Genomic DNA, 20,960 nt, shown 5'->3' with positions numbered 1-20,960 from the left:
GTCAGTTCGCCTCCTCGGAGGACAGGTTGTCGCGTAGGGTCGCCAGGGCGCGGGCGGCGTTCGAGCGGACGGTGGCGGGGGCGACGCCGAGGATCCTGGCAATTTCCTGGTCCGGAAGATCCTCGTAATACCGCAGGGCCAGGACCACGCGCTGTTTGCGCGGCAGCCTGGCGAGCAGTTGCCAGGTCGCGTCGCGCTGGGCCTGCCGAACACCGAGGTCGTCGTCTGTCGGTCGTTCGATCGGTTCGGCCAGTGGCACTTCACGGTTCTTCAGCAACCGACGCCAACCGAGGTACTCGTTGACCACCATGGTCCGCAGATACGCCTCAGGATGCTCGAGTTCGCCGATCCGGTCCCACTGCCGATGAGCCCGCGCCAGCACGGACTGGACGAGGTCCTCCGCGTTGTGCGTGCTGCCCGACAGCATCAGCCCGAGGCGCAGCAGCCGACGCTCGGTCGACCGCACCACCTCGTCCAGCGAAGTCACCGTCACACCCCTTCAATGCGGCGTACGGCGCTCAGTGTTGCATCAGGTGCAGGATTGGGTGGAGACCTCTTGGGTGGCGGTGGTGCCGTCGCGGGCGTCGTCGGAGACCTGTTCGGCGGTGAGGACGTAGCCGGTCCGGTTGTCCTCGACGGAGGCGGCGAAGACCACGCCGTACACCGTGCCCTTGGCCGACAGCAGCGGGCCGCCGGAGTTGCCCGGGCGGACCGACGCCCAGATCGAGAACGCGTCGCGGGTGACCGTCCTGTCGCCGTAGATGTCCGGGCCGCGGAGGCGTTCCTCGGACCGGATCCGGGCCGGCTCGGAGTCGAACGGACCGTTCTCCGGGTAGCCGAGCACGACCGCCGAGTCGTCCGCCTTACCGGCGAAGTCGAAGGTCAGCGGCTGCTCTTTCAGGTTGGGCACGTACAGCACCGCGATGTCGGTCTCGGGGTCGAACACGACGACCCTGGCGTCGTACTTCTTCCCGTTCACCTCGACCGATGGCGAGCTGACCCCGGCGACGACGTGCGCGTTCGTCATCACACGCTGCGGGGCGTACACGAACCCACTGCCCTCGAGGCCGCGCGAACAGCTCGCGACGCCGGTCACCTTGGCGATCCGGGTGTACGCCGATCGCACCGGCTGCTGCCGCGCGATCGCGCTGTCCGGGGGCTGCGTCTCCCGGATCCGCTCCGGCACGAACGGGTCGAGGAACCGCGGGAACAGGTCGGTGTTGACGACGTCGTTGAACGACTGCAGCGCCCGGTCGGCGCTGTTCGGCAGGAAGTCGTCGACCTTGGCCAGCACCTGCGACCCGCGGACCGCCGACGTCACGCTCGGGATCCGCGCCCCGCTCACCGCGACGCCGAGCACCCAGGCCACGATCAGCACCGACGCGGCCGCCAGCGCGGCGCCGCCGAGCGCGTCGAGGAACCGGATCGGTTTCCAGGACAGCCGGTTGCGCACCCTGGTGCCGAGCATCGCGCCGAGCATCCGTCCGAGCGCGGCCAGTCCGACCACGAGCACCAGCGCGGCGAACGACACCGTCACGCTCGGCGAGAAGTGGTCGAGCACCTTGGGCACTCCCCAGACGCCGATCGCGGCGCCGCCGAGCAGGCCGAGCGTGGCGCAGGCCCCGAGCACGAACCCTTCGACGTACCCCGAGATCGCCACCAGCGCCGCGGTGCCGAGCACCGCCCAGTCGAGCCAGCTCATTCCACGCCTTCCGACTTGTCACCGTGCGCCTTGTGCGCGCCGCCGAGATCGTGCTCGATGGCGGTCATCCGCCGCACGTCCTCGGGCCGTCGCCCCTCGCTCCGCCAGGCCGCCTCGACCAGTCGGTCGGGCAACGGTACGACGACCGAGGGGTCCCAGTCGCGGTGCCATCCACCGAGCAGGAGCAATTTATCCAGCAAACCGGCCGTGAACCCCCAGATGTAGAGGTCGCCGACGACGAACGCCGGGCCGGTGAACCCGGACGGGTGCAGGCAGCTGATCCGGTTCGCCGGGTCGGCGAGCGCGCTGATCGGCACCTCGTGCACCGACGCGACCTCGGCAGGGTCGACCACGGCGACCGGCGACGGCTGCTGCCACCAGGCCAGCACCGGCGACACGCCGAAGTTGCTCACCGGCACCCAGAGCGCCGGCCAGATCGCGAACGGCACGACGCCGGACGGGTCCAGCCCGGTCTCCTCCTCGGCCTCCCGCAACGCGGTCCGGACCAGACCTTCGTCGCCGGTCCCGTCCTCCGGATCGGCGCCGCCACCCGGGAAGGCCATCTGCCCGGCGTGCTTGCGCAGAGTCCAGGCCCGCTCGGTCAGCAGCACCTCAGGCCCATCGTTGCCATCGGCAAGCAAGATCAGGACCGCGGACTTCCGGACCGACGGATCGTCCGGCGGCAGGAACCGCGACAGCACGGTCGGGTCCACGTCCTCGGACGCCTTCGCCAACGGCCGCAGCCAGTCGGGGATCCCGACGTCGCCGAACATCATGACGTCAGTTCCTTCACCAGCTGGTCGAGCTGCTGCTGCGAGGTGAGTACGCCGCGATGGACGAACGCGACCGCGCCGTCCGTGTCGACGAACGCCGTCAGCGGCGGACCGCCGACCTTCAACGCGCGCTGGATCGCCTTGTCCCGATCGACGAGGTGCGGATACGTCAGCCCTTCGTCGGTCGCGAACTTCACCGCCAGCTCCGGCCGCGGGTCGTCGTAGTCGATGCCCAGCATCTGCACCTTGCCCGACTTCGCCAGGGCGGCCAGGTACGGCGCTTCGTCGCGGCACGGACCGCACCACTGCGCCCACACGTTGATCACGAGCGGACCCCGCAGGTCCGCGAGCCGGATGTCCGGACCGCTGCCCAGACACGGCAGGGTGACGTCCGGCAAGGCGCCGGTGGCCGGCGGTTTCGACGGCGTCGACGGGCAGGCCGGCAGCTTGTCCGCGCCTGCGACGGCACTCCGGCTCGTCGACGGCTGACCGCCGTCACCGGCTCGCTCCGATCCACACGCCGCCAGTGTCGCCGACAGCACCAACGCAACCGCCCCGGCGATCAACGGTGCGCGGCGGTACGGCGTACCGGATCGGGGCTTCACGCCGGGACCTTCACCAGCTTCGCGGCGACCTCGGGGTTGGTCGGGCCCGCGCCGTACGACGGGCACCACTGGGCGATCGGGCAGGCGCCGCAGGCCGGCTTCTTGGCGTGGCAGCGGCGGCGGCCGTGGAAGATCAGCCGGTGCGACAGCATCGTCCAGTCCTTCTTCGGGAACAGCTCGCCGATGATGTGCTCGACCTTGACCGGGTCGTCCTCGGTCGTCCAGCCGAACCGGCGGACCAGCCGGCCGAAGTGCGTGTCGACCGTGATCCCCGGGACGCCGAACGCGTTGCCGAGGACCACGTTGGCCGTCTTCCGCCCGGTGCCCGGCAGCTTCACTAGCTCGGCGAGCTTGCCCGGCACGACGCCGTCGTACTCGTCGACGAGGGCCTGGCCGAGCTTCATCACGCTGTTGGTCTTGGCGCGGAAGAAGCCGGTCGGCTTCAGGATCGCTTCCATCTCGTCGCGGTCGGCCTCGGCGTACGCGCTCGCGGTCGGGTACTTCGCGAACAGGGTCGGGGTCACCTTGTTCACCGTCACGTCGGTGGTCTGGGCCGACAGGATCGTGGCCACCAGCAACTCGAGCGGGGTGGTGAAGTCCAGCTCGCAGTGGGCGTCGGGGTAGGTGTCGGTGAGCACCTTGTGCATCTTCCGGGCCCGGCGGACGAGCTGGGTGTGGGTCTCGTCGACGAACACCGGGGCCTTGCGGGGGAGGTTCAGCGAGACCGTCGGGAGGGCTCCCGGGACTGGTTCCGCGACAAGCGGGAATGGCATGCAGGCCAGCCTACGTCCGCCCGCCGACAGCCGATCCGCCAGCACGAACCGGACCGTGCGAGCGGTGGGGTGACGGAGGGTGCCGAGGGACACACTGTGTGGTGCTCCGGCGAGTCGAGGCGAGCCTACGTGGCGGTGCCGACACCCGAGGGGCTACGGTTTTGGGGCGACCGGGTGTGAACGACCCGGTGCCGGACGGGGTCGATCCCCGGTCCGCAGTCGTGGTCGAAGGTCCTAGGAGGCCCAAAGTGGATGCCGCAGTGCTCCGACAGGCACCGCTGTTCAGTCAGCTCGACGACGAGGCGGCCGACGCCCTGGCCGCATCGATGACCGAGAGCCGGCTGCGCCGCGGCCAGGTGCTGTTCCACGAGGGCGATTCCGGTGACCGGCTGTTCGTCGTGGTCGAGGGCAAGGTCAAGCTCGGCCGGACCTCCGCCGACGGCCGGGAGAACCTGATCGCCGTCCTCGGGCCCGGCCAGATGTTCGGTGAGCTGTCGCTGTTCGACCCAGGACCGCGGTCCGCCACCGTCACCGCAGTCACCGACGCCCAGCTGATGTCGCTGACGCACGACGAGCTGCTCCGCTGGCTGGACGGCCGCCCCGCGGTCGCGCGCGGCCTGCTGCTGCAGCTGGCCGGCCGGCTGCGCAAGGTCTCCGACGTGGTGGCCGACCTCGTCTTCTCCGACGTACCGGGCCGCGTCGCCAAGGCCCTCCTGGACCTGGCCAGCCGCTTCGGCCGCACCGCCGACGACGGCGTCCACGTCCACCACGACCTCACCCAGGAGGAGCTGGCCCAACTGGTCGGCGCCTCCCGCGAGACCGTCAACAAGGCCCTCGCCGACTTCGCCTCCCGAGGCTGGGTCCGCCTCGAGCCACGCTCCGTAGTACTCCTGGACGTCGACCGCCTCCAACGCCGAGCCCGCTAACCCACCCCACCGCGACCCCCCGCCGTACCCACCCCGCCGTACCCACGCGCGGCACGCCCGGCACCCGCCGTACCCAGGCGCAGCACGCCCGGCACCCCGCCCGCGGGGCACCCCGCCGTACCCGTACCCGCCCCCGCCGTACCCACGCGCGCACCACCGGCCCCCGCCCTACCCACGCGCAGCACCCCCGGCACCCCGCCCGCGAGGCGCCCCGGCCCTACCCACGCGCAGCACGCCCGGCACCCTGCCCGCGGGCGCCCCGCCGCGCCCTCGGCCGCCGTAGCCGCCCCCGCCTCGCCCGCCGCCGCCGTACCCACGCGCAGCACGTCCGGCACCCCGGCCCGCGGGCGCCCGGCCGTACACACACCCGCTCGCCCGGCACACCGCCGTACCCACGCGCGGCACCGCCGGCCGCCGCCGTACCCGGGCGCGGCACGCCCGGCACCCCGGCCCCCGCCGTACCCGCCCGCCCTTCCCTCGCCCCCGGCCCAGACGTCCCCCCCCGTTTCCCGGCCCAGACGTCCCCGTTTCAGGGGCCAACCCCGGAGTTTGTGGGTTGCGGAGCCTGATTCTGGGTCCGCAACCCATCTGCTGAGGGGTTGGCCCCTCAGACGGGCGACCGAGCTGGTGAAGGTGGCGGGCGGGCGGTGTGATTGTGGGGTCAGGCGGTACGGCGGGAGCGGGCGAACGCGCCGCGGATCTGGGCGGCGGTGCGGGCCGGGTGGTCGAGATCGGCCCAGATAGTCCGGACGACCTGAAGACCGAGCCCCCGGAGCCGGTCCTCGCGGGCCTTCTCTCGGATGAGTGCGTCCGGCGTTCCCCCGGAGTACTTCGTCAGGCCGTCGAACTCGACCACGGTCTCGTACTCGGGGAACGCGAAGTCGACCCGCCCGATGAACCCCTGCGAGTCCTCGAAGACGAACTGCGGAACCGGCGCCGGCAGGCCGTGATTGTGCATGAGGACGCGGAGCCGCGACTCGCCGACCGACTCCGATCGGGCATCACTGAAGCTGATTGCCGCTCGGGCGGTCGGACTGCCGGGCCAGAACTCGGTCACTTTGAGGAGTCTCAGCAACTCGTCCTCGCCGATGCCGTGATCGCGCAGTGCGGCGTCGGTGACAACCACGGCCGCCTCGAAGGACGCCGTACATGCCGTTTCGAGCACCGAACGGGCGAGACGCGTGGCAACCAGACCGTCGAGCTCCGTGAGATCGTCCGCGGTTAGCCCGCCGCGGTGGTACCGGATGTCTGCCACCCGGCCGGTGTGCCTGCGCGCGTCCAGCCGAGTGACATGCACCTCCGACAGGTCGAGACCCCAGATCGGAAGCGCGTGCAGGACCAGGGCGGACTGGTGGCTGACGGCAACGGATCCGGGCCGCAACGAGTTCATCACCGCATGCACCAAGCGCCGGTACCGGACGAGTTGGGCATGCCATACCGGCAAACCGCTCAGATCCACGGCCTCGGCGTACTGGCCGTAGCGGATGCGCTCCCACTGACCGGCACGGGTCCGATCCCGCACCTCCTGCGGTGTGTATCCACAGGCCAACGCCTGGTTCCGCCCGAATACCCCGCCCTGTCGCGCGGCGACCAGCTTCAACATCGGATTCACCGCCCCAGGATCGCGCGCGCCGCCCTCCCCCGCTCCCCCCTCAACCCAACCTGTGGAAAACCTCCCCGCCCCATCCCCACGCAATCTGAGGGGCCGACCCTTCAGTTGATGGGTTGCGCAACGAGATCCTGGGTCCGCAACCCACAAACTCCGGGGTTGGCCCCTGAGACGGGCGCCGAGGGCGGGGCGAGTGGCGGGGCGCGCGGGGGCGAGTGGCGCGGGGGGCGGGGGGCGCGGGCGGGCGCGGGGGGGCGGGCGCGGGGGGGCGGGCGCGGGGGCGGGCGCGGGGGGCGGGCGCGGGGGGAGCGGGGGCGAGCGGCGGGCGCGCCGGGGGCCAGTGGCGGGGGCGGGCGCGGGCGGCGGGCGCAGGGGCGCAGGGGTGCGGGGGTTATCCGGTTAGGTAGTCGAGTTGGGCTTGGACTGAGCGGGTGGCGGCGGGCCAGAGGGATTGGTCTACGTCGGCGTAGACGTGTTCGACGATTGCCTCGGGGGTGGTGTGGCCTTCGGCGATGGCGGCGCGGACCTGGTTCAGGCGTTCCTGGCGGTGGTCGAGGTAGTAGGTGAGTACGGCGGCGGGGTCGTCGATGACGGGGCCGTGGCCGGGGAGTAGGCGGGCTACCCCGGCTGGGGAGTTGGCGAAGGCGCGGAGGCGGTCGAGGGAGTCGAGGTAGGGGCCTAGAGCACCGTCGGGGTGGGCGACGACCGACGTACCGCGGCCCAGGACGGTGTCGCCGGTGAGTAGGGAGCCGTCCTGGGGGAGCCAGAAGCAGACCGAGTCGAGGGTGTGGCCGGGCGTCGGGAGGACCTCGATGCGCAGGCCGTCGGCGGTGATCACGTCGCCCTCGCTCAGCCCGTGGGCGTGATCCGTCGGGATGCGGAAGGCGGGGTCCACCGCGCGTACGCCGCAGCCGGCCCGGTTGGCGAACCAGGCGGCGCCTTCGGAGTGGTCGGGGTGCTTGTGCGTCAGCAGTACGACGGCCACCTTGCCGGCGGCTTCCAGGACCGCGGTGAGGTGCTCCTCGAGCATCGGGCCGGGGTCGACGACGACCGAGCGCTCCCCGTCGGGCGCCTTCAGGATCCAGGTGTTGGTGCCGTCCAGCGTCATCGGGCCCGGGTTCGCGGCGAGGATCAGGCTCGCGTAGTCGGTGACTCTCATGTGGTCTCCAGATAGGCCTGGTCGCCGTCGACCCGGACCGTGGGCAGGATCGACCGCATCTCACGTCCGCCGGCCGCGGCCAGGATCGCCGGCACGTCGGCGTACTGCGAGAGGTCGTGGCAGCAGATGTACGTCGGGGGCAGCATCAGCATCTCGTCCGCGTCGACGGCGGCGACCGCGTCCGCCGGGCGGATCCAGGTGACCTGGTCGGACTCGCTCGTCACGTCGCGGGTGACCTGCCCCTTCGGGAGCGCCGCGACGAAGAACGCGGTGTCGTACCGCTTGGGCTCGAACTCCGGCGTGATCCAGTGCGCCCACGCGCCCAGCAGGTCGGCCCGGAGCAGCAGCCCGCGGCGCTGCAGGAAATCGGCGAACCCGAGCTGACCGGCTTCCAACGCCACCCGATCGGCTTCCCAGTCCGCGCCGGTGGTGTCGCCGACGACGGTCTCGACGGACGGGCCGGCGAGCAGGACGCCGGACTCCTCGAACGTCTCGCGTACCGCGGCGGCGACATAGGCGGCCGCCAGCTCCGCGGAACACCCGAGCCGGGCGGCGAAGTCCGCAGGCGGCGGACCTGACCAGGAGTCGGCGATCGCCGAGTCGGCCGGATCGACCCGCCCGCCCGGAAACACCGTCATTCCGGCGGCGAACGCCATGGTCCGCTGCCGCCGCAGGAGATAGACCTCCGGCCCACCGGCACCTTCCTGCCCGACGGGCGTCTCCGGCCCACCGGCCGCTCCCGCACCAGCCTCCTGCCCGACGGGCCTCTCAAGCGGTGCGTCGCGGAGGAGGATGACGGTGGAGGCGGGCCGGGGGTCGACCGCCGTACGGGTGCCGCGGGCGTACTCCAGTGCGACCTCGGCCATCCGGCCGGTCATCAGCTGCGACTTCAGGTCTCGCATCACCGGCCGGACCTCCGAGGTGCGCTCGGGCGGCGGATCAGCCGACCTCGACGATGAGTTCGACCTCGACCGGGGCGTCGAGGGGCAGGACGGGTACGCCGACCGCGCTGCGGGCGTGCTGCCCCGCCTCGCCGAACACCTGGCCGAACAGCTCGGAGGCGCCGTTCGCGACCTGGGGCTGACCGGTGAAGTCCGGCGTCGACGCGATGAACGCGACCGCCTTCACGATCCGCTTGACGTTCGCCAGGTCGCCGATCTCGGCCTTGACCGCGGCCAGGGCGTTCAGCGCGCACTGCTGGGCGCACTCGCTGGCGACCTCGGGGGTGACGGAGTCGCCGACCTTGCCGCTGGCGATCAGCGTGCCCTCGCGCAGCGGCAGCTGACCGGACGTGTAGACGAGGTCACCGGTCCGGACCGCCGGCACGTAGGCGGCGACCGGCTTGGCCACCTCGGGCAGCTTCAGGCCGAGCTCGGCGAGCTTCTCCTCGGGGTGGCTCATTTGTCCTCGATCTCCCGCTTGAAGTAGGCGACCAGGTTCTCCGGGTTCAGCCCCGGGACGACCTGGACCAGCTCCCAGCCGTCCTGGCCGAAGTTGTCCAGGATCTCCTTGGTCGAGTGGACCAGCAGCGGCGCGGTGAAGTACTCGAACTTCTTCATGCAGGGGACTCTACTGATCCCTTCCCCGCCCCACCGCCCCGGTCAGGAACGATGTGTCCTGGACCACGTCCTACCCTGGGACCTATGGCGCGACTGCACGTGGTCACCGGTAAAGGGGGGACCGGGAAGACGACTGTTGCGGCCGCGATGGCTCTTTCGCTGGCCGACGAAGGTAAGCGGGTGCTGCTCTGCGAGGTCGAGGGCCGCCAAGGGCTCGCCCAGCTCTTCGACGTACCTCCCCTGCCGTACGTCGAACGCCGGATCGCGCAAGGCCCCGGCGGTGGCGAGGTGTTCGCGCTGGCCGTGGACGCCGAGGCCGCGCTGCTGGAGTACCTGGACATGTACTACCACCTGGGCCGCGCCGGGAAGGCCCTCGAGAAGGTGGGCGCGATCGACTTCGTCACCACGATCGCGCCCGGGCTCCGCGACGTACTGCTCACCGGCAAGGTCTACGAGGCGACCCGCCGCAAGGCGCACGGGAAGCTCGCGTACGACGCCGTGGTGCTGGACGCCCCGCCGACCGGGCGGATCGGACGCTTCCTCAACGTGAACCACGAGGTCGCCGGACTGGCCAAGGTCGGACCGATCCGCAACCAGGCGGACGCGATCATGGGCATGCTGCGCTCGGACGTGACGCGGATCCACCTGGTCACGCTGCTCGAGGAGATGCCGGTCCAGGAGACGCTCGACGCGGTCGATCAGCTCGAGAAGCTCGACCTGCGCGTCGGCTCGATCGTGGTGAACATGGTCCGCAACAGCCCGCTCGACGACGATGCGCTCGCCCTTGCGGTGAAGGAGAAACTGCCCACCGCCGAGCTGACCAGGGGCCTCAAGGCAGCCGGGATCACGATCGGCGCCGACCTGGTCGAGACGCTCGCGACCGAGGCGCACGACCACGCCATCCGGGTCGGGCTCGAGCGCGAGAACCGCGACCGAATAGATGCCCTGGGCAAGAATGTGGTCGAGCTGGAGCTGCAGCCCGAGGGCATCGACCACGGCGCCCTGTTCGATCTGGCCGAGGAGTTGCGGGCATGACCGAGCTCGACCTGGATGCACTGATCGACGATCCCGACACGCGCATCATCGTCACCTGCGGCGCCGGCGGGGTCGGCAAGACGACCACGGCGGCAGCGCTGGGCCTTCGGGCCGCGGAGCGCGGGCGGAAGGTCGTCGTACTGACGATCGACCCGGCGCGGCGGCTGGCCCAGTCCCTCGGGCTGACCGAGCTGGACAACACCCCACGGGCCGTGGCCGAGGTCGACGCCGCGAACGGCGGGCGGCTGGACGCGATGATGCTCGACATGAAGCGGACGTTCGACGACGTCGTACTGCAGCACGCGACGCCGGACAAGGCGGAGCAGATCCTCGCGAACCCCTTCTACCAGGCGCTTTCGTCGTCGTTCGCGGGCACGCAGGAGTACATGGCGATGGAGAAGCTCGGGCAGCTGCACAAGCAGGCCGAGCAGTCCGGCGACTGGGACCTGATCGTCGTCGACACCCCGCCGTCGCGGTCCGCGCTGGACTTCCTGGACGCGCCGGAGCGGCTGGCCTCGCTGCTCGAAGGGCGCTTCCTCCGGTTGCTGCTGGCGCCGGCGCGCGGACCGTTCAAGCTGATGTCGGCCGGGGTGAACATGGCGATGTCGGTGCTCAACAAGGTGCTCGGCGCGCAGGTGCTGACCGACGTACAGACGTTCGTCGCGGCGTTCGACACGTTGTTCGGCGGCTTCCGGCAGCGGGCCGAGAAGACGGTCGCCCTGCTACGCGAGCCACACACGTCGTTCCTCGTCGTGGCCGCACCGCAGAACGATGCGCTGCGCGAGGCGTCGTACTTCGCCGAGCGGCTGCGGGCGGAGGGAATGCCGCTGGCCGGCGTCGTGCTGAACCGGGTGACGAACTCGGAGGCCACCGAATTGTCGGCGGAGCGGTCACTCGCTGCGGCCGAGAAGCTCGAGGAAGCGGACAAGTCGCCCCTCGCGGCCGCGGTACTGCGGTTGCACGCGGACAAGATGCAACAGGTCGTCGGCGAACACCGCCGGGCCGACCGCTTCCGCCGCGGGCACCGCGCGATCCGGACCGTCGAGGTGCCGGCGCTGGCCGACGACGTGCACGACCTGACTGGTCTACGCCAGATCGGCGAACTGCTCACCGCGTGATTCGTTTCACCCTCAGCGAACGCCGGGAATGACCTGGTCGGGTCCATGGTTGAGCCTGTCAGACTCAACTTGGAAAAGGGTGTGACAGCGTGACCGATACGTTGAATCTTCCGGTACTGCCGCTGGACGACGTCGTGGTCCTGCCGGGAATGGTCGTGCCGGTCCGACTCGCCGACAGCGAGGCCCGGGCGGCCATCGACGCCGCGCAGGCCGCGGGTCAGGACCAGGTCCTCCTGGTGCCGCGGCTGGACGGAAAATATGCCACTGCCGGGACGCTCGGTGAGATCGAGCAGATCGGCCGGCTGCCGGGCGGCGCCCAGGCGGCCGTGATCCGCGGGACCCAGCGGGTCCGCATCGGCGCCGGGACCACCGGCCCGGGTGCGGCGCTGTGGGTGGGCGCGACGGTGATGCACGAGATCACCGACGACCGCTCCGTCGAGCTGGCCCGCGAGTACAAGACCCTGACCACCTCCGTGCTGCAGCGACGCGGCGCGTACCAGGTCATCGACTCCATCAAGCAGGTGGACGACCCGTCCGAGCTGTCCGACCTGGCCGGCTACGCGTCGTACCTGAACAACGAGCAGAAGTCCTGGCTGGTCGAGAACGCGAACGTGTCCGAGCGGCTGGAGAAGCTGATCGGCTGGGTGAAGGACCACCTCGCCGAGCTCGAGGTCTCCGAGACGATCCAGAAGGACGTCCAGGAGGGCATGGAGAAGCAGCAGCGCGAGTTCCTGCTGCGCCAGCAGATGGCCGCGATCCGCAAGGAGCTGGCCGAGCTGGACGGCAAGGCCGAGTCCGAGGAGGAGGACTACCGGGCCCGCGTCGAGGCGGCCGACCTGCCGGAGCACGTCGCGAAGGCGGCGCTGGCCGAGGTCGACAAGCTGGAGCGGACCGCGGAGCAGTCCCCCGAGGTCGGCTGGATCCGCACGTGGCTGGACACCGTTCTCGAGCTGCCGTGGAACGAGCGGACCGAGGACAGCTACGACATCCGCGAGGCGCGGGCCGTGCTGGACGCGGACCACGCCGGTCTGGACGACGTGAAGCAGCGCATCACCGAGTACCTGGCCGTACGGCGTCGCCGCGCGGACCGTGGTCTCGGGGTGGTCGGTGGACGCCGCAGTGGCGCCGTACTGGCCCTGGTCGGTCCTCCTGGTGTGGGTAAGACCTCGCTGGGTGAGTCCGTGGCGCGTGCGATGGGCCGCAAGTTCGTCCGGGTCGCCCTGGGCGGTGTGCGGGACGAGGCCGAGATCCGCGGTCACCGGCGTACGTACGTCGGTGCGCTGCCGGGCCGGATCGTCCGGGCCATCACCGAGGCGGGTTCGATGAACCCCGTCGTGCTGCTGGACGAGATCGACAAGGTGGGTGCGGACTACCGGGGTGACCCGACGGCCGCCCTGCTGGAGGTCCTGGACCCGGCGCAGAACCACACCTTCCGGGACCACTACCTGGAGGTCGAGCTGGACCTGTCCGACGTGGTCTTCCTGGCCACGGCGAACGTGCTGGACTCCATCCCGGCGCCGTTGCTGGACCGGATGGAACTGGTGCAGCTGGACGGGTACACCGAGGACGAGAAGGTCATCATCGCCCGTGACCACCTGCTCCCGCGTCAGCTGGAGCGGGCGGGCCTGACGGCGGACGAGGTGGCGATCGAGGACTCGGCGCTGCGGGTGCTCGCGGGTGAGTACACCCGGGAGGCCGGCGTACGGCAGCTGGAGCGGTCGATCTCCCGCGTGCTGCGGAAGGTGACGGCGAAGCTGGCGCTGGGCGACGAGCTGGGCAACCTGACGATCGGCGGGACCGATCTGAAGGAGTACCTGGGTTCGCCGAAGTTCACTCCGGAGTCGGCCGAGCGTACGGCGCTTCCGGGTGTGGCGACCGGACTGGCGGTAACCGGTGCGGGTGGTGACGTGCTCTTCATCGAGGCGTCGCTGGCCGACAAGGAGACCGGCCCGACCGGGGTCACCTTGACCGGCCAATTGGGCGACGTGATGAAGGAGTCGGCGCAGATCGCCCTGTCGTACCTGCGCTCGCACGGTGCGGAGCTGGGTCTGCCGGTGAGCGACCTGGCCGAGCGCAACACTCACATCCACGTACCGGCCGGTGCTGTCCCGAAGGACGGACCGTCGGCGGGTGTGACGATGACGACCGCGCTGGCGTCGCTGCTGTCCGGACGGCCGGTCCGTTCGGAGGTCGCGATGACCGGTGAGGTGTCGCTGACCGGGCGGGTGCTCCCGATCGGCGGGGTGAAGCAGAAGCTGCTCGCCGCGCACCGGGCCGGGCTGACCACGATCCTGATCCCCAAGCGGAACGAGCCGGACTTGGAGGACGTGCCGGCGTCCGTGCTCGCGGAGCTGACCGTCCACCCGGTGAGCGACGTCCGTGAGGTGCTGGAGCTGGCCCTGGAGCCGGCCGAGGTACAGGCACACCAGTACGCCGCATAACGCAGTACGGCATCAAAGAGAAGGGCCCGGGCGAGATCGCTCGGGCCTTCCTCCTTTTGGATGAACTTTGTCCAGCCAGTGTGACCGATGTCATAAGCGCAGCGGTAACCCAAACAGGCGATCCCGTAGTCTCTATAACCATGCGCGTGAGGGAGAAGGGCGACCGGGGAGTCGTCCAATCTGTGGTTCTGTTTCTCGGGGTGAGCGTGTTGTCGGGGGCCTTGGCCGCCGGTCTCGCCATCCCCTTCGCCGGCCTCGCCGGGTTCACCACAGAACAGACCTCCAACACCCTGCAGGACCTGCCGCAGCAGTTCGACGAGGTGCCGCTCAAGCAGAAGAGCACCATCCTGGCCGCGGACGGATCGGTGATCGCGACGCTGGCCGAGCAGAACCGGGTGCCGGTCAAGCTGGCCCAGGTCGCGCCGATCATGCAGAAGGCGATCGTCGCGATCGAGGACGACCGGTTCTACGAGCACGGCGCGCTCGACCTCAAGGGCACGCTGCGCGCGCTGCTGCAGAACCAGTCCGCCGGCTCCGTGCAGCAGGGTGGTTCGAGCATCACCCAGCAGTACGTGAAGATCAGCCTGGTCGAGAAGGCGAAGACGCCGGAAGAGGTCGCGGCCGCGACCGCCGACAACTACCAGCGCAAGGTCGCCGAGCTGCGGTACGCGATCGCCGTCGAGAAGCAGTACTCGAAGCAGGAGATCCTGGAGAAGTACCTGAACCTCGCCAACTTCGGCGACGGCGCGTGGGGCATCCAGGCCGCGGCCCAGCACTACTTCTCGGTGAACGCCTCCCAGTTGACGCTGCCGCAGGCCGCGATGCTGGCCGGCCTGGTGAAGAACCCGACCGGCTACGACCCGACCAACGACGCCAAGCGGGCCAAGGACCGCCGCGACGTGGTGATCAAGCGGATGCTCGAGCTGCACGTCATCTCGGTCTCGCAGGCCAACTCGGCGCTGAAGACCCCGGTCATCGACCCCAACAAGGTCCGCTCGAACAAGCTCGGCTGCGGGAACGGGCCGTACCCGTTCTACTGCGAGTACGTCGTCTCCGAGCTCGAGAACAACACGGCGTTCGGGAAGACGAAGACCGACCGCGCGAACTACCTGAAGACCGCCGGCCTGACGATCCGGACGTCGCTCGACCCGAAGATCCAGGCGGACGCGCAGCGCTCGATCGACACCCACTCGAACCCGACCGACCAGGCGATCGCCGCGATCACGATCGTCGAGCCGGGCACCGGCCTGGTGAAGGCGATGGCGCAGAGCCGCAAGTACGGCAGCAAGCGCGGGCAGACGGCGTACAACTACAACGCTCCCAAGACGTACGCGGGCGGGTACGGCGGATTCCAGAACGGCTCGACGATGAAGGCGTTCACGATCGCCGCGGCGATCCAGAAGGGGATCCCCCTCACCTACAAGATCAACTCGCCGAGCCCGATCCACCTGGGCGGCAAGACGTTCAGCACCTGCAACGGCCCGTACAAGATCCAGGGCAGCTACGACCCGCAGAACTCGACCAGCAACGTCCCCGACCCGACGATGGTCCAGGCGGCGCAGAAGTCGACCAACACCTACTTCCTGCAGCTCTCGCAACGGACCGGTCTGTGCCCGATCGCCAAGATCGCGGCCTCACTGGGCATGTACAACGCCCAGTCGCTCCAGCCGCTTCAGCAGGTCCCGTCGATGACACTGGGCGTCGACCTGGTCACGCCGCTCCAGCTGGCCGGCGCGTACGCCGCCTTCGCCGCGCGCGGCATGTACTGCAACCCGTGGGTGGTCACCTCGGTCAAGGACTCGGCGGGGAAGTCGATCAACACTCGCGGCGCGGACTGCAAGCAGGCGTTGGCGCCCGAGGTCGCCGACGGCGTCAACGCGGTCCTCCACCAGGTCATGGAGACCGGGGGCACCGGCAGCAAGCTGAAGTTCGGGAAGAGCGACCTGGCCGGAAAGACCGGAACGATCAACGACGCCAAGGCGGTCTGGTACGCCGGCTACTCGACCAAGCTCGCCGCCGCCGCAACGGTGGCCGACGCATCGCTGCCGTACAGCCCACTGCAGGGCCAGACACTGAACGGCCACGGCATCAACGACCCGACGGGTTCCGGCACCGCCGGTCCGATCTGGGAGGCCGCGATGAAGGCCGCCCTGCAGGGTTACCCGACCACGCACTTCGTCGCACCGTCGGACAAGATCCAGCGCGGCGACGTGAAGAGCCTCCCGTTCGTCAACGGCATGAACCCCGACGACGCCGCGAACAAGCTCCGCCAGGCCGGCTTCGACGTCGCGATCGCCAACGGCACGGTCAACTCGGAGGAAACCGCCGGCACGGTCGCCTACACCGACCCCCGCCAACGCGACGGCGCCCCGGACGGCTCCCTGGTGACGATCTACGTCTCCAACGGCAGCAAGAAGGGCCAACCCGACAAGCCCCAGAACACAACCAAACCCCCGAACAGCCCCACCACCATCAACCCCAACTGCCCGCCCTGGAACCCGAAGTACCCCAACTGCGGCGGCCGCGGCCACGGCTGACAACAAAGGGCCTCGTCCGACCGGACGAGGCCCTTCTTGTTCTCAGGCGCCGAGTTGGCGCTTCACCTCGGCGGAGACGACGGAGCCGTCGGCCTTGCCTTTGACCTTGGGCTGGAGGGCGCCCATGACCTTGCCGATGCCGCGGGGGCCGAGTTCGGCGGCGCCGGTGGCGGCGATGGCTTCGATGACGAGGGTCTTGATCTCGTCCTCGGTCAGCTGCTCGGGGAGGTACTCGGCGAGGATGTCCGCCTCGGCCTGTTCCTTGTCGGCGAGTTCGGCGCGGCCGGCCTCGCGGTAGGCGACGACCGACTCGCGGCGCTTCTTCGCCTCGGAGCCCAGGACGTCGACGATCTCGGTGTCGCTGAGCTCGCGGGCCTCCTTGCCGGCCACCTCCGCCTTGGTGATCGCGGTGAGCGCCATCCGCAGCGTCGACTTGCGGATATCGTCGCGGGCCTTCAGGGCCGCGGTCATGTCGGCGTGCAGGCGCTGCTTCATTCCGGAGTTGGACATGACCATGATTGTGGCAGGCTGGAGCAATGAGCTTGCGCGGGATCGCCAGTACGACCCTCAAAACCACGGCCGTCGTGGGTGCCGTGGGTGCTGCCTGCGTCGCCTATGCGGCCGCGATCGAGGTGCGCTGGTTCACACTGCGCAGAGTCACCGTGCCGATGCTGCCGGCGGGGAGCGACCCGCTGAAGGTGCTGCACCTGTCCGACCTGCACCTGTGGCCGACGCAGGAGAAGAAGATCCGCTGGGTCAACGACCTCGCCGCGCTCGAGCCCGACCTGATCGTGAACACCGGCGACAACCTCTCGCACGAGGATTCGGTCCGCCCGCTGCTCCGTGCGTACGGCGATCTGCTCGACCTGCCCGGCGTGTTCGTGTTCGGCTCCAACGACTACTGGAAGCCGCACTTCAAGAACCCGGGCAAGTACTTGCTGCCGGCCCACAAGCAGCGCCACAAGCCGCACGGGCCCGACCTGCCGTACGAGGAGATGCGCCGTGCGTTCACCGGCTCCGGCTGGACCGACCTGAACAACGCCAAGGCCACCCTGAAGGTCAATGGCCTGCGCCTGGACTTCGCCGGCACCGACGACCCGCACATCAAGCGCGACCGGTACGACGAGGTCGCGGGCGAGATCGACCCGACGGCCGACCTGTCCGTCGGAGTCACCCACGCGCCGTACCAACGCGTGCTGAACGGGTTCGTCGGCGACGGGTATCCCCTGGTCCTGGCCGGCCACACGCACGGCGGTCAGCTGGCGGTGCCCTTGTACGGCGCGCTGGTGACCAACTGCGACCTCGACACGTCGCGGGTGAAGGGCCTGTCCACCTGGGGGTACGACGGCCGCCAGGCTGCCCTGCACGTGTCCGCCGGCCTCGGCACCTCGCCGTACGCGCCGGTGCGATTCGCCTGCCGGCCGGAGGCGACGCTGCTGACCCTCGTCCCGCGGAATAACCCGATTTCGTCCGGACGCTCGGCCCATGTAAGCTAACCGCGACTTCGGGCTGTGGCGCAGCTTGGTAGCGCGCTTCGTTCGGGACGAAGAGGTCGCAGGTTCAAATCCTGTCAGCCCGACCAACACTCAGGGCCAGTCACTTCGGTGACTGGCCCTGAGTGCGTTATGGCGTGTTGTGGAGGTGCTGGGGTGTCCGACCACTACGAGGTGCTGAGCGTCGAGAGATCCGCTACGACGGCGGAGATCAAGTCGGCGTACCGGCGCCTGGTTCGTCAGGTCCACCCGGACCAGGGCGGCAACGCGGCGCTGTTCCGGCTCGTGCAGGAGGCGTGGACGACGCTGGGCGATCCGGCGAAGCGGGCCGCGTACGACCGCACGCTCGGCGGGCCGAACGGACAGACTCCACCACGCCAGGACCCACCACGCCAAGATCCACCACGGGCCGATCCTCCGCGCGCCGATTCGCCGCCGGCCGATTCGCCGCAGGCGGCTCCGGACTCGAGCGTGGGGCCGATCCGCGTCGTGCCGCGGTTCGGGCGGTGGCGGGTGGTGGCGGGCGTCCTGATCACCGCCTGGCTCGTGATGGTCGTCGGCCCGCTGATCGTGGCGGCGATCGTCAGTCCGAAGTACCTCCTCGTCGGCGTCGCGCAGGTCATCCTCGGCGTCGCCGGGCTGCCGGCGCACTGGCGCCGACGGATCCCGTTCGGCCGCGCGATGAGCCGGCTCGGGATCCTGTTCGCGATCACGTTCCTGATCACGGTCGTGGTCGGCAGCCTCGACACCGGTCCGCGGACCGTGTTGTGGGTCGAGGTCGGCGGTCTGATCCTGGTCCGCCTGGTCGGCTGGCGATGGACGAAGGCACGCGACCTGGACCGGGCGATCGACGAGTACGCCGCGTACGACGCCAACGTCTGGGGCCGCCCCGGTGAGCCACTCGTCGACGACGGGCGCAGGCCTCCGCTACCGCCCTCCGAAGTACTGCGGACCCGCCGGACCGCACGCATCCTGGAAGGCGTGGTCGCCGCGCTCCCGGCCGCCAAGCTTGTGCACGGGCCGGTGATCGGAGGCCTGACAACCGACCACCTGGTCATCGCGGACAGCCGCGTCGCCGTGGTCACGTCGGTCGTCGCACCGCCCGGCACGTACTCGATCGACCTCTACGGCTCGGTCCTGCGCGACGGCCAGCCGTACGGCGGCGACCCGGGCCTGGGGGCCGCCGTGAACGCGTGGCAGGGCTTCCTCAGGCGAACCGAAGTACGTGGCTTCCTCGTCGTGCTCCCGATGGTCGACGGCCAGCACGGCATCACCACGGCCTCGAGTCCCGACGCCGCCATCACCTGCCTGTCCCCGCAATCCGCATTCACCGACCTCAACGCCTGGCTCCAACCGGGCAGCACCCTGGACCGCCGCCTCTTGTACGACGTCCTGTACCAAGCACCCGTCACCTAATCTGGAAGGCGTGCAGCGGGTTGAGCTTGGTGAGGTGGAGTACGACGTCGCCGCGAAGGACATGCGCGGCTGGGTCGAGGAGCGGATCGAAGGCGAGGCCGGGGACCGCCTGTTCCTGCTGAGTCATCCGGCGGTGATCACCTACGGCCCGCGGACGTCACCGGACGACCTGCCCGCCGGTACGCCGGCCGTCGCGGTGGATCGCGGCGGCTTCGCGACGTACCACGGACCGGGCCAGCTGGTCGGCTACCTGGTCATCGACCTGAAGCAGCGCGGTCCGGTCGACATCGTGCGCTGGGTGGAGAACGGCCTGATCGACGCGCTCGGGTCGCTCGGCTTCCCGCTGGTGCGCCGGGACACCCCGAAGGGCGCCAGCAGCCTGGTCGGGGTGTGGACCGAGGACGGCCGGAAGCTCTGCTCGATCGGGATGCGGATCCGGCGCGGCGTCACCAGCCACGGCTTCTCGGTCAACGTCGACCCGGACATGACCGTGTTTCACACGTTCACGAGTTGCGGGCTGCACGATGTCACGATGACGTCCCTGGCCGAGCTCGCGGCCGAACGCGGCGTACCCGCGCCGACCGACGCCGAGGTGCGTGACGCGATCGCGAACTCCCTGGGAGCCCGATAGCCTTCGGGAATGAGTCAGGACGACGACCGGATGCCGGACGACCTGGAAGCCGTTCTGGAGGCCGCCGACGAGGAAACCGACGAGGCCCGCCCGGGCCGGTTCGACGCCCCGCCGCTGCCGCCGGTGCTGATCCTGGCCGTCGTCGGTCTGCTCTGCGGATTCGCGACGATCGCGCTGATCTGGCTGAGTGAGCGCAGCTGCGACCGGTTCCGCGACACCACGAACTGCGGTGCGCTCGGCCTCCCGCTGCTGGTGCTCGTCGTGGTCGTCACGATGGTGCTCGGCGGCCTCGCCCTCAGCCGGCTCGCGATGCCGCACCCGCGACTGATCCCGTTCCTCGGGGTCGCGTTCATGGTGGCGCTCGTCGTCGCGTTCCTGACCGGCCACCTGGACTCGCCGTGGATCCTCGCCGTCGTACCGGCGCTGACCGCCATCACCTTCCTGCTCGCCAATCTCGTCGCCCGACTGCTGGAGCGTGCCGATGCCTGATCTGCCCGTCTACGAGTGCCCCCGGACCGCCACCACCCCGAACCTCGACGGCACCCTGACCGACCCCGCCTGGGCGGCCGTGCCCTGGACCACCGACTTCGTCCCGATCCACGACGGCCCCGCCCCGCGGTTCCGGACCCGGGCGAAGCTGATGTACGACGACCAGTACCTCTACGTCGGCGGCCTGCTGGAGGAGCCGCACATCTGGTCGACGATGACCGAGAAGAACAGCAAGCTGTTCCACGAGAACAACTTCGAGCTCTTCCTGGACCCGGACGGCGACGGGCTGAACTACTACGAGTTCGAGATCAACCCGCTCGGCACGATCTGGGAGCTGACGCTGCCCAAGCCGTACGTCGCCGGCGGGCTCCCGATCGACCCCACGAACCTGCCCGGTCTGCGGACCGCGATCCACGTCGACGGCACGGTCAACGACCCGTCCGACACGGACACCGCGTGGTCGGTGGAGCTCGCCGTGCCGTGGGCCGACCTGGCTGGGTACAACGCCGGCCGCGCGACCCCGCCGAACCCGGGTGACGAGTGGCGGATGAACCTGATGCGCTGCGAGTGGCCGCACGAGGTGGTCGACGGCGCGTACGTGAAGGGTGAACAGATCGAGTTCTGGGTCTGGTCGCCGCAGGGCATCGAGGACATGCACCGGCCGGACCGCTGGGGCGTCCTTCGTTTCTGACCG

21 protein-coding genes and 1 tRNA gene are annotated in these 20,960 nt (G+C 70.0%); 11 read left to right on the top strand and 11 right to left on the bottom strand.

The window, feature by feature from the left end:
- Position 1 precedes the first annotated feature (1 nt).
- From ACIA58_RS09265 to nth, 5 genes are read right to left on the bottom strand one after another with little or no spacing between them, the layout of a single operon-like run.
- Positions 2-487: a SigE family RNA polymerase sigma factor gene (locus tag ACIA58_RS09265; RefSeq protein WP_396403073.1), complete on the bottom strand. Its 486-nt coding sequence runs from the start codon at positions 485-487 to the stop codon at positions 2-4.
- A 42-nt stretch (positions 488-529) separates the two neighbouring features.
- Positions 530-1,702 (bottom strand): MarP family serine protease, encoded by a 1,173-nt coding sequence (locus ACIA58_RS09260; RefSeq protein WP_396403072.1) that lies wholly within the window; start codon positions 1,700-1,702, stop codon positions 530-532.
- Positions 1,699-2,478, bottom strand: a complete 780-nt coding sequence (locus ACIA58_RS09255; protein ID WP_396403071.1) for an NUDIX hydrolase — start codon at positions 2,476-2,478, stop codon at positions 1,699-1,701. The genes ACIA58_RS09260 and ACIA58_RS09255 overlap by 4 nt, the downstream gene beginning before the upstream one ends.
- The gene (locus ACIA58_RS09250; protein WP_396403070.1) at positions 2,475-3,080 is read right to left on the bottom strand and encodes a TlpA family protein disulfide reductase; all 606 of its coding nucleotides are present in this window, start codon (positions 3,078-3,080) and stop codon (positions 2,475-2,477) included. Before ACIA58_RS09250 ends, ACIA58_RS09255 begins: the two co-directional genes overlap by 4 nt.
- Positions 3,077-3,853, bottom strand: coding sequence for an endonuclease III (nth, locus tag ACIA58_RS09245; protein WP_396403069.1), 777 nt, complete (start codon positions 3,851-3,853; stop codon positions 3,077-3,079). The genes ACIA58_RS09250 and nth overlap by 4 nt, the downstream gene beginning before the upstream one ends.
- A gap of 248 nt (positions 3,854-4,101) precedes the next feature.
- On the opposite strand from nth, the gene ACIA58_RS09240 reads away from it, so the two are divergent.
- A complete protein-coding gene (locus tag ACIA58_RS09240) occupies positions 4,102-4,779 on the top strand; it encodes a Crp/Fnr family transcriptional regulator (RefSeq protein WP_130386963.1) in 678 nt (225 codons plus the stop codon).
- A gap of 661 nt (positions 4,780-5,440) precedes the next feature.
- Here the strand turns inward: ACIA58_RS09240 and ACIA58_RS09235 are convergent.
- From ACIA58_RS09235 to ACIA58_RS09215, 5 genes are all read right to left on the bottom strand, one after another.
- Positions 5,441-6,382, bottom strand: coding sequence for a type IV toxin-antitoxin system AbiEi family antitoxin domain-containing protein (locus ACIA58_RS09235; protein WP_396403327.1), 942 nt, complete (start codon positions 6,380-6,382; stop codon positions 5,441-5,443).
- Positions 6,383-6,779: 397 nt separating this feature from the next.
- Positions 6,780-7,547, bottom strand: coding sequence for an MBL fold metallo-hydrolase (locus tag ACIA58_RS09230; RefSeq protein ID WP_396403068.1), 768 nt, complete (start codon positions 7,545-7,547; stop codon positions 6,780-6,782).
- A complete protein-coding gene (locus ACIA58_RS09225; RefSeq protein WP_396403067.1) occupies positions 7,544-8,449 on the bottom strand; it encodes an NUDIX hydrolase in 906 nt (301 codons plus the stop codon). The genes ACIA58_RS09230 and ACIA58_RS09225 overlap by 4 nt, the downstream gene beginning before the upstream one ends.
- Before the next feature lie 37 nt (positions 8,450-8,486).
- Positions 8,487-8,948, bottom strand: coding sequence for a RidA family protein (locus ACIA58_RS09220; protein ID WP_396403066.1), 462 nt, complete (start codon positions 8,946-8,948; stop codon positions 8,487-8,489).
- Positions 8,945-9,106, bottom strand: a complete 162-nt coding sequence (locus tag ACIA58_RS09215) for a DUF4177 domain-containing protein (protein WP_165553378.1) — start codon at positions 9,104-9,106, stop codon at positions 8,945-8,947. The genes ACIA58_RS09220 and ACIA58_RS09215 overlap by 4 nt, the downstream gene beginning before the upstream one ends.
- A gap of 84 nt (positions 9,107-9,190) precedes the next feature.
- Here ACIA58_RS09215 and ACIA58_RS09210 point away from each other — a divergent pair, with 84 nt between their 5' ends.
- From ACIA58_RS09210 to ACIA58_RS09195, 4 genes are all read left to right on the top strand, one after another.
- Positions 9,191-10,141 (top strand): ArsA-related P-loop ATPase, encoded by a 951-nt coding sequence (locus ACIA58_RS09210; RefSeq protein WP_396403065.1) that lies wholly within the window; start codon positions 9,191-9,193, stop codon positions 10,139-10,141.
- The gene (locus ACIA58_RS09205; protein WP_396403064.1) at positions 10,138-11,259 is read left to right on the top strand and encodes an ArsA family ATPase; all 1,122 of its coding nucleotides are present in this window, start codon (positions 10,138-10,140) and stop codon (positions 11,257-11,259) included. Before ACIA58_RS09210 ends, ACIA58_RS09205 begins: the two co-directional genes overlap by 4 nt.
- Before the next feature lie 89 nt (positions 11,260-11,348).
- Entirely contained in the window at positions 11,349-13,700 is a 2,352-nt protein-coding gene (gene lon / locus ACIA58_RS09200; RefSeq protein WP_396403063.1) for an endopeptidase La, read from the top strand.
- Positions 13,701-13,900: 200 nt separating this feature from the next.
- Positions 13,901-16,237, top strand: a complete 2,337-nt coding sequence (locus ACIA58_RS09195) for a penicillin-binding protein (protein ID WP_396403062.1) — start codon at positions 13,901-13,903, stop codon at positions 16,235-16,237.
- Between the two features lie 42 nt (positions 16,238-16,279).
- On the opposite strand, the gene ACIA58_RS09190 is transcribed toward ACIA58_RS09195, so the two are convergent.
- Positions 16,280-16,747, bottom strand: coding sequence for a GatB/YqeY domain-containing protein (locus ACIA58_RS09190; RefSeq protein ID WP_396403061.1), 468 nt, complete (start codon positions 16,745-16,747; stop codon positions 16,280-16,282).
- A 32-nt stretch (positions 16,748-16,779) separates the two neighbouring features.
- On the opposite strand from ACIA58_RS09190, the gene ACIA58_RS09185 reads away from it, so the two are divergent.
- The 6 genes from ACIA58_RS09185 to ACIA58_RS09160 all read left to right on the top strand — a co-directional run bounded on the left by ACIA58_RS09185 (position 16,780) and on the right by ACIA58_RS09160 (position 20,957).
- A complete protein-coding gene (locus ACIA58_RS09185) occupies positions 16,780-17,733 on the top strand; it encodes a metallophosphoesterase (RefSeq protein WP_396403326.1) in 954 nt (317 codons plus the stop codon).
- A 9-nt stretch (positions 17,734-17,742) separates the two neighbouring features.
- Positions 17,743-17,819 (top strand) — tRNA-Pro (locus ACIA58_RS09180).
- A gap of 67 nt (positions 17,820-17,886) precedes the next feature.
- Positions 17,887-19,146, top strand: a complete 1,260-nt coding sequence (locus tag ACIA58_RS09175) for a J domain-containing protein (RefSeq protein ID WP_396403060.1) — start codon at positions 17,887-17,889, stop codon at positions 19,144-19,146.
- Between the two features lie 10 nt (positions 19,147-19,156).
- On the top strand, positions 19,157-19,777 hold the full coding sequence (gene lipB / locus ACIA58_RS09170; RefSeq protein WP_396403059.1) for a lipoyl(octanoyl) transferase LipB: 621 nt from the start codon (positions 19,157-19,159) through the stop codon (positions 19,775-19,777).
- Positions 19,778-19,786: 9 nt separating this feature from the next.
- A complete protein-coding gene (locus ACIA58_RS09165; protein ID WP_396403058.1) occupies positions 19,787-20,266 on the top strand; it encodes a hypothetical protein in 480 nt (159 codons plus the stop codon).
- Positions 20,259-20,957, top strand: coding sequence for a carbohydrate-binding family 9-like protein (locus ACIA58_RS09160; protein WP_396403057.1), 699 nt, complete (start codon positions 20,259-20,261; stop codon positions 20,955-20,957). The genes ACIA58_RS09165 and ACIA58_RS09160 overlap by 8 nt, the downstream gene beginning before the upstream one ends.
- Positions 20,958-20,960: the final 3 nt, after the last annotated feature.

It is taken from the genome of Kribbella sp. NPDC051586 (assembly GCF_044453965.1).
Taxonomy (GTDB): Bacteria; Actinomycetota; Actinomycetes; order Propionibacteriales; family Kribbellaceae; genus Kribbella.
This window is presented reverse-complemented; position numbering and strand designations above follow the sequence as displayed.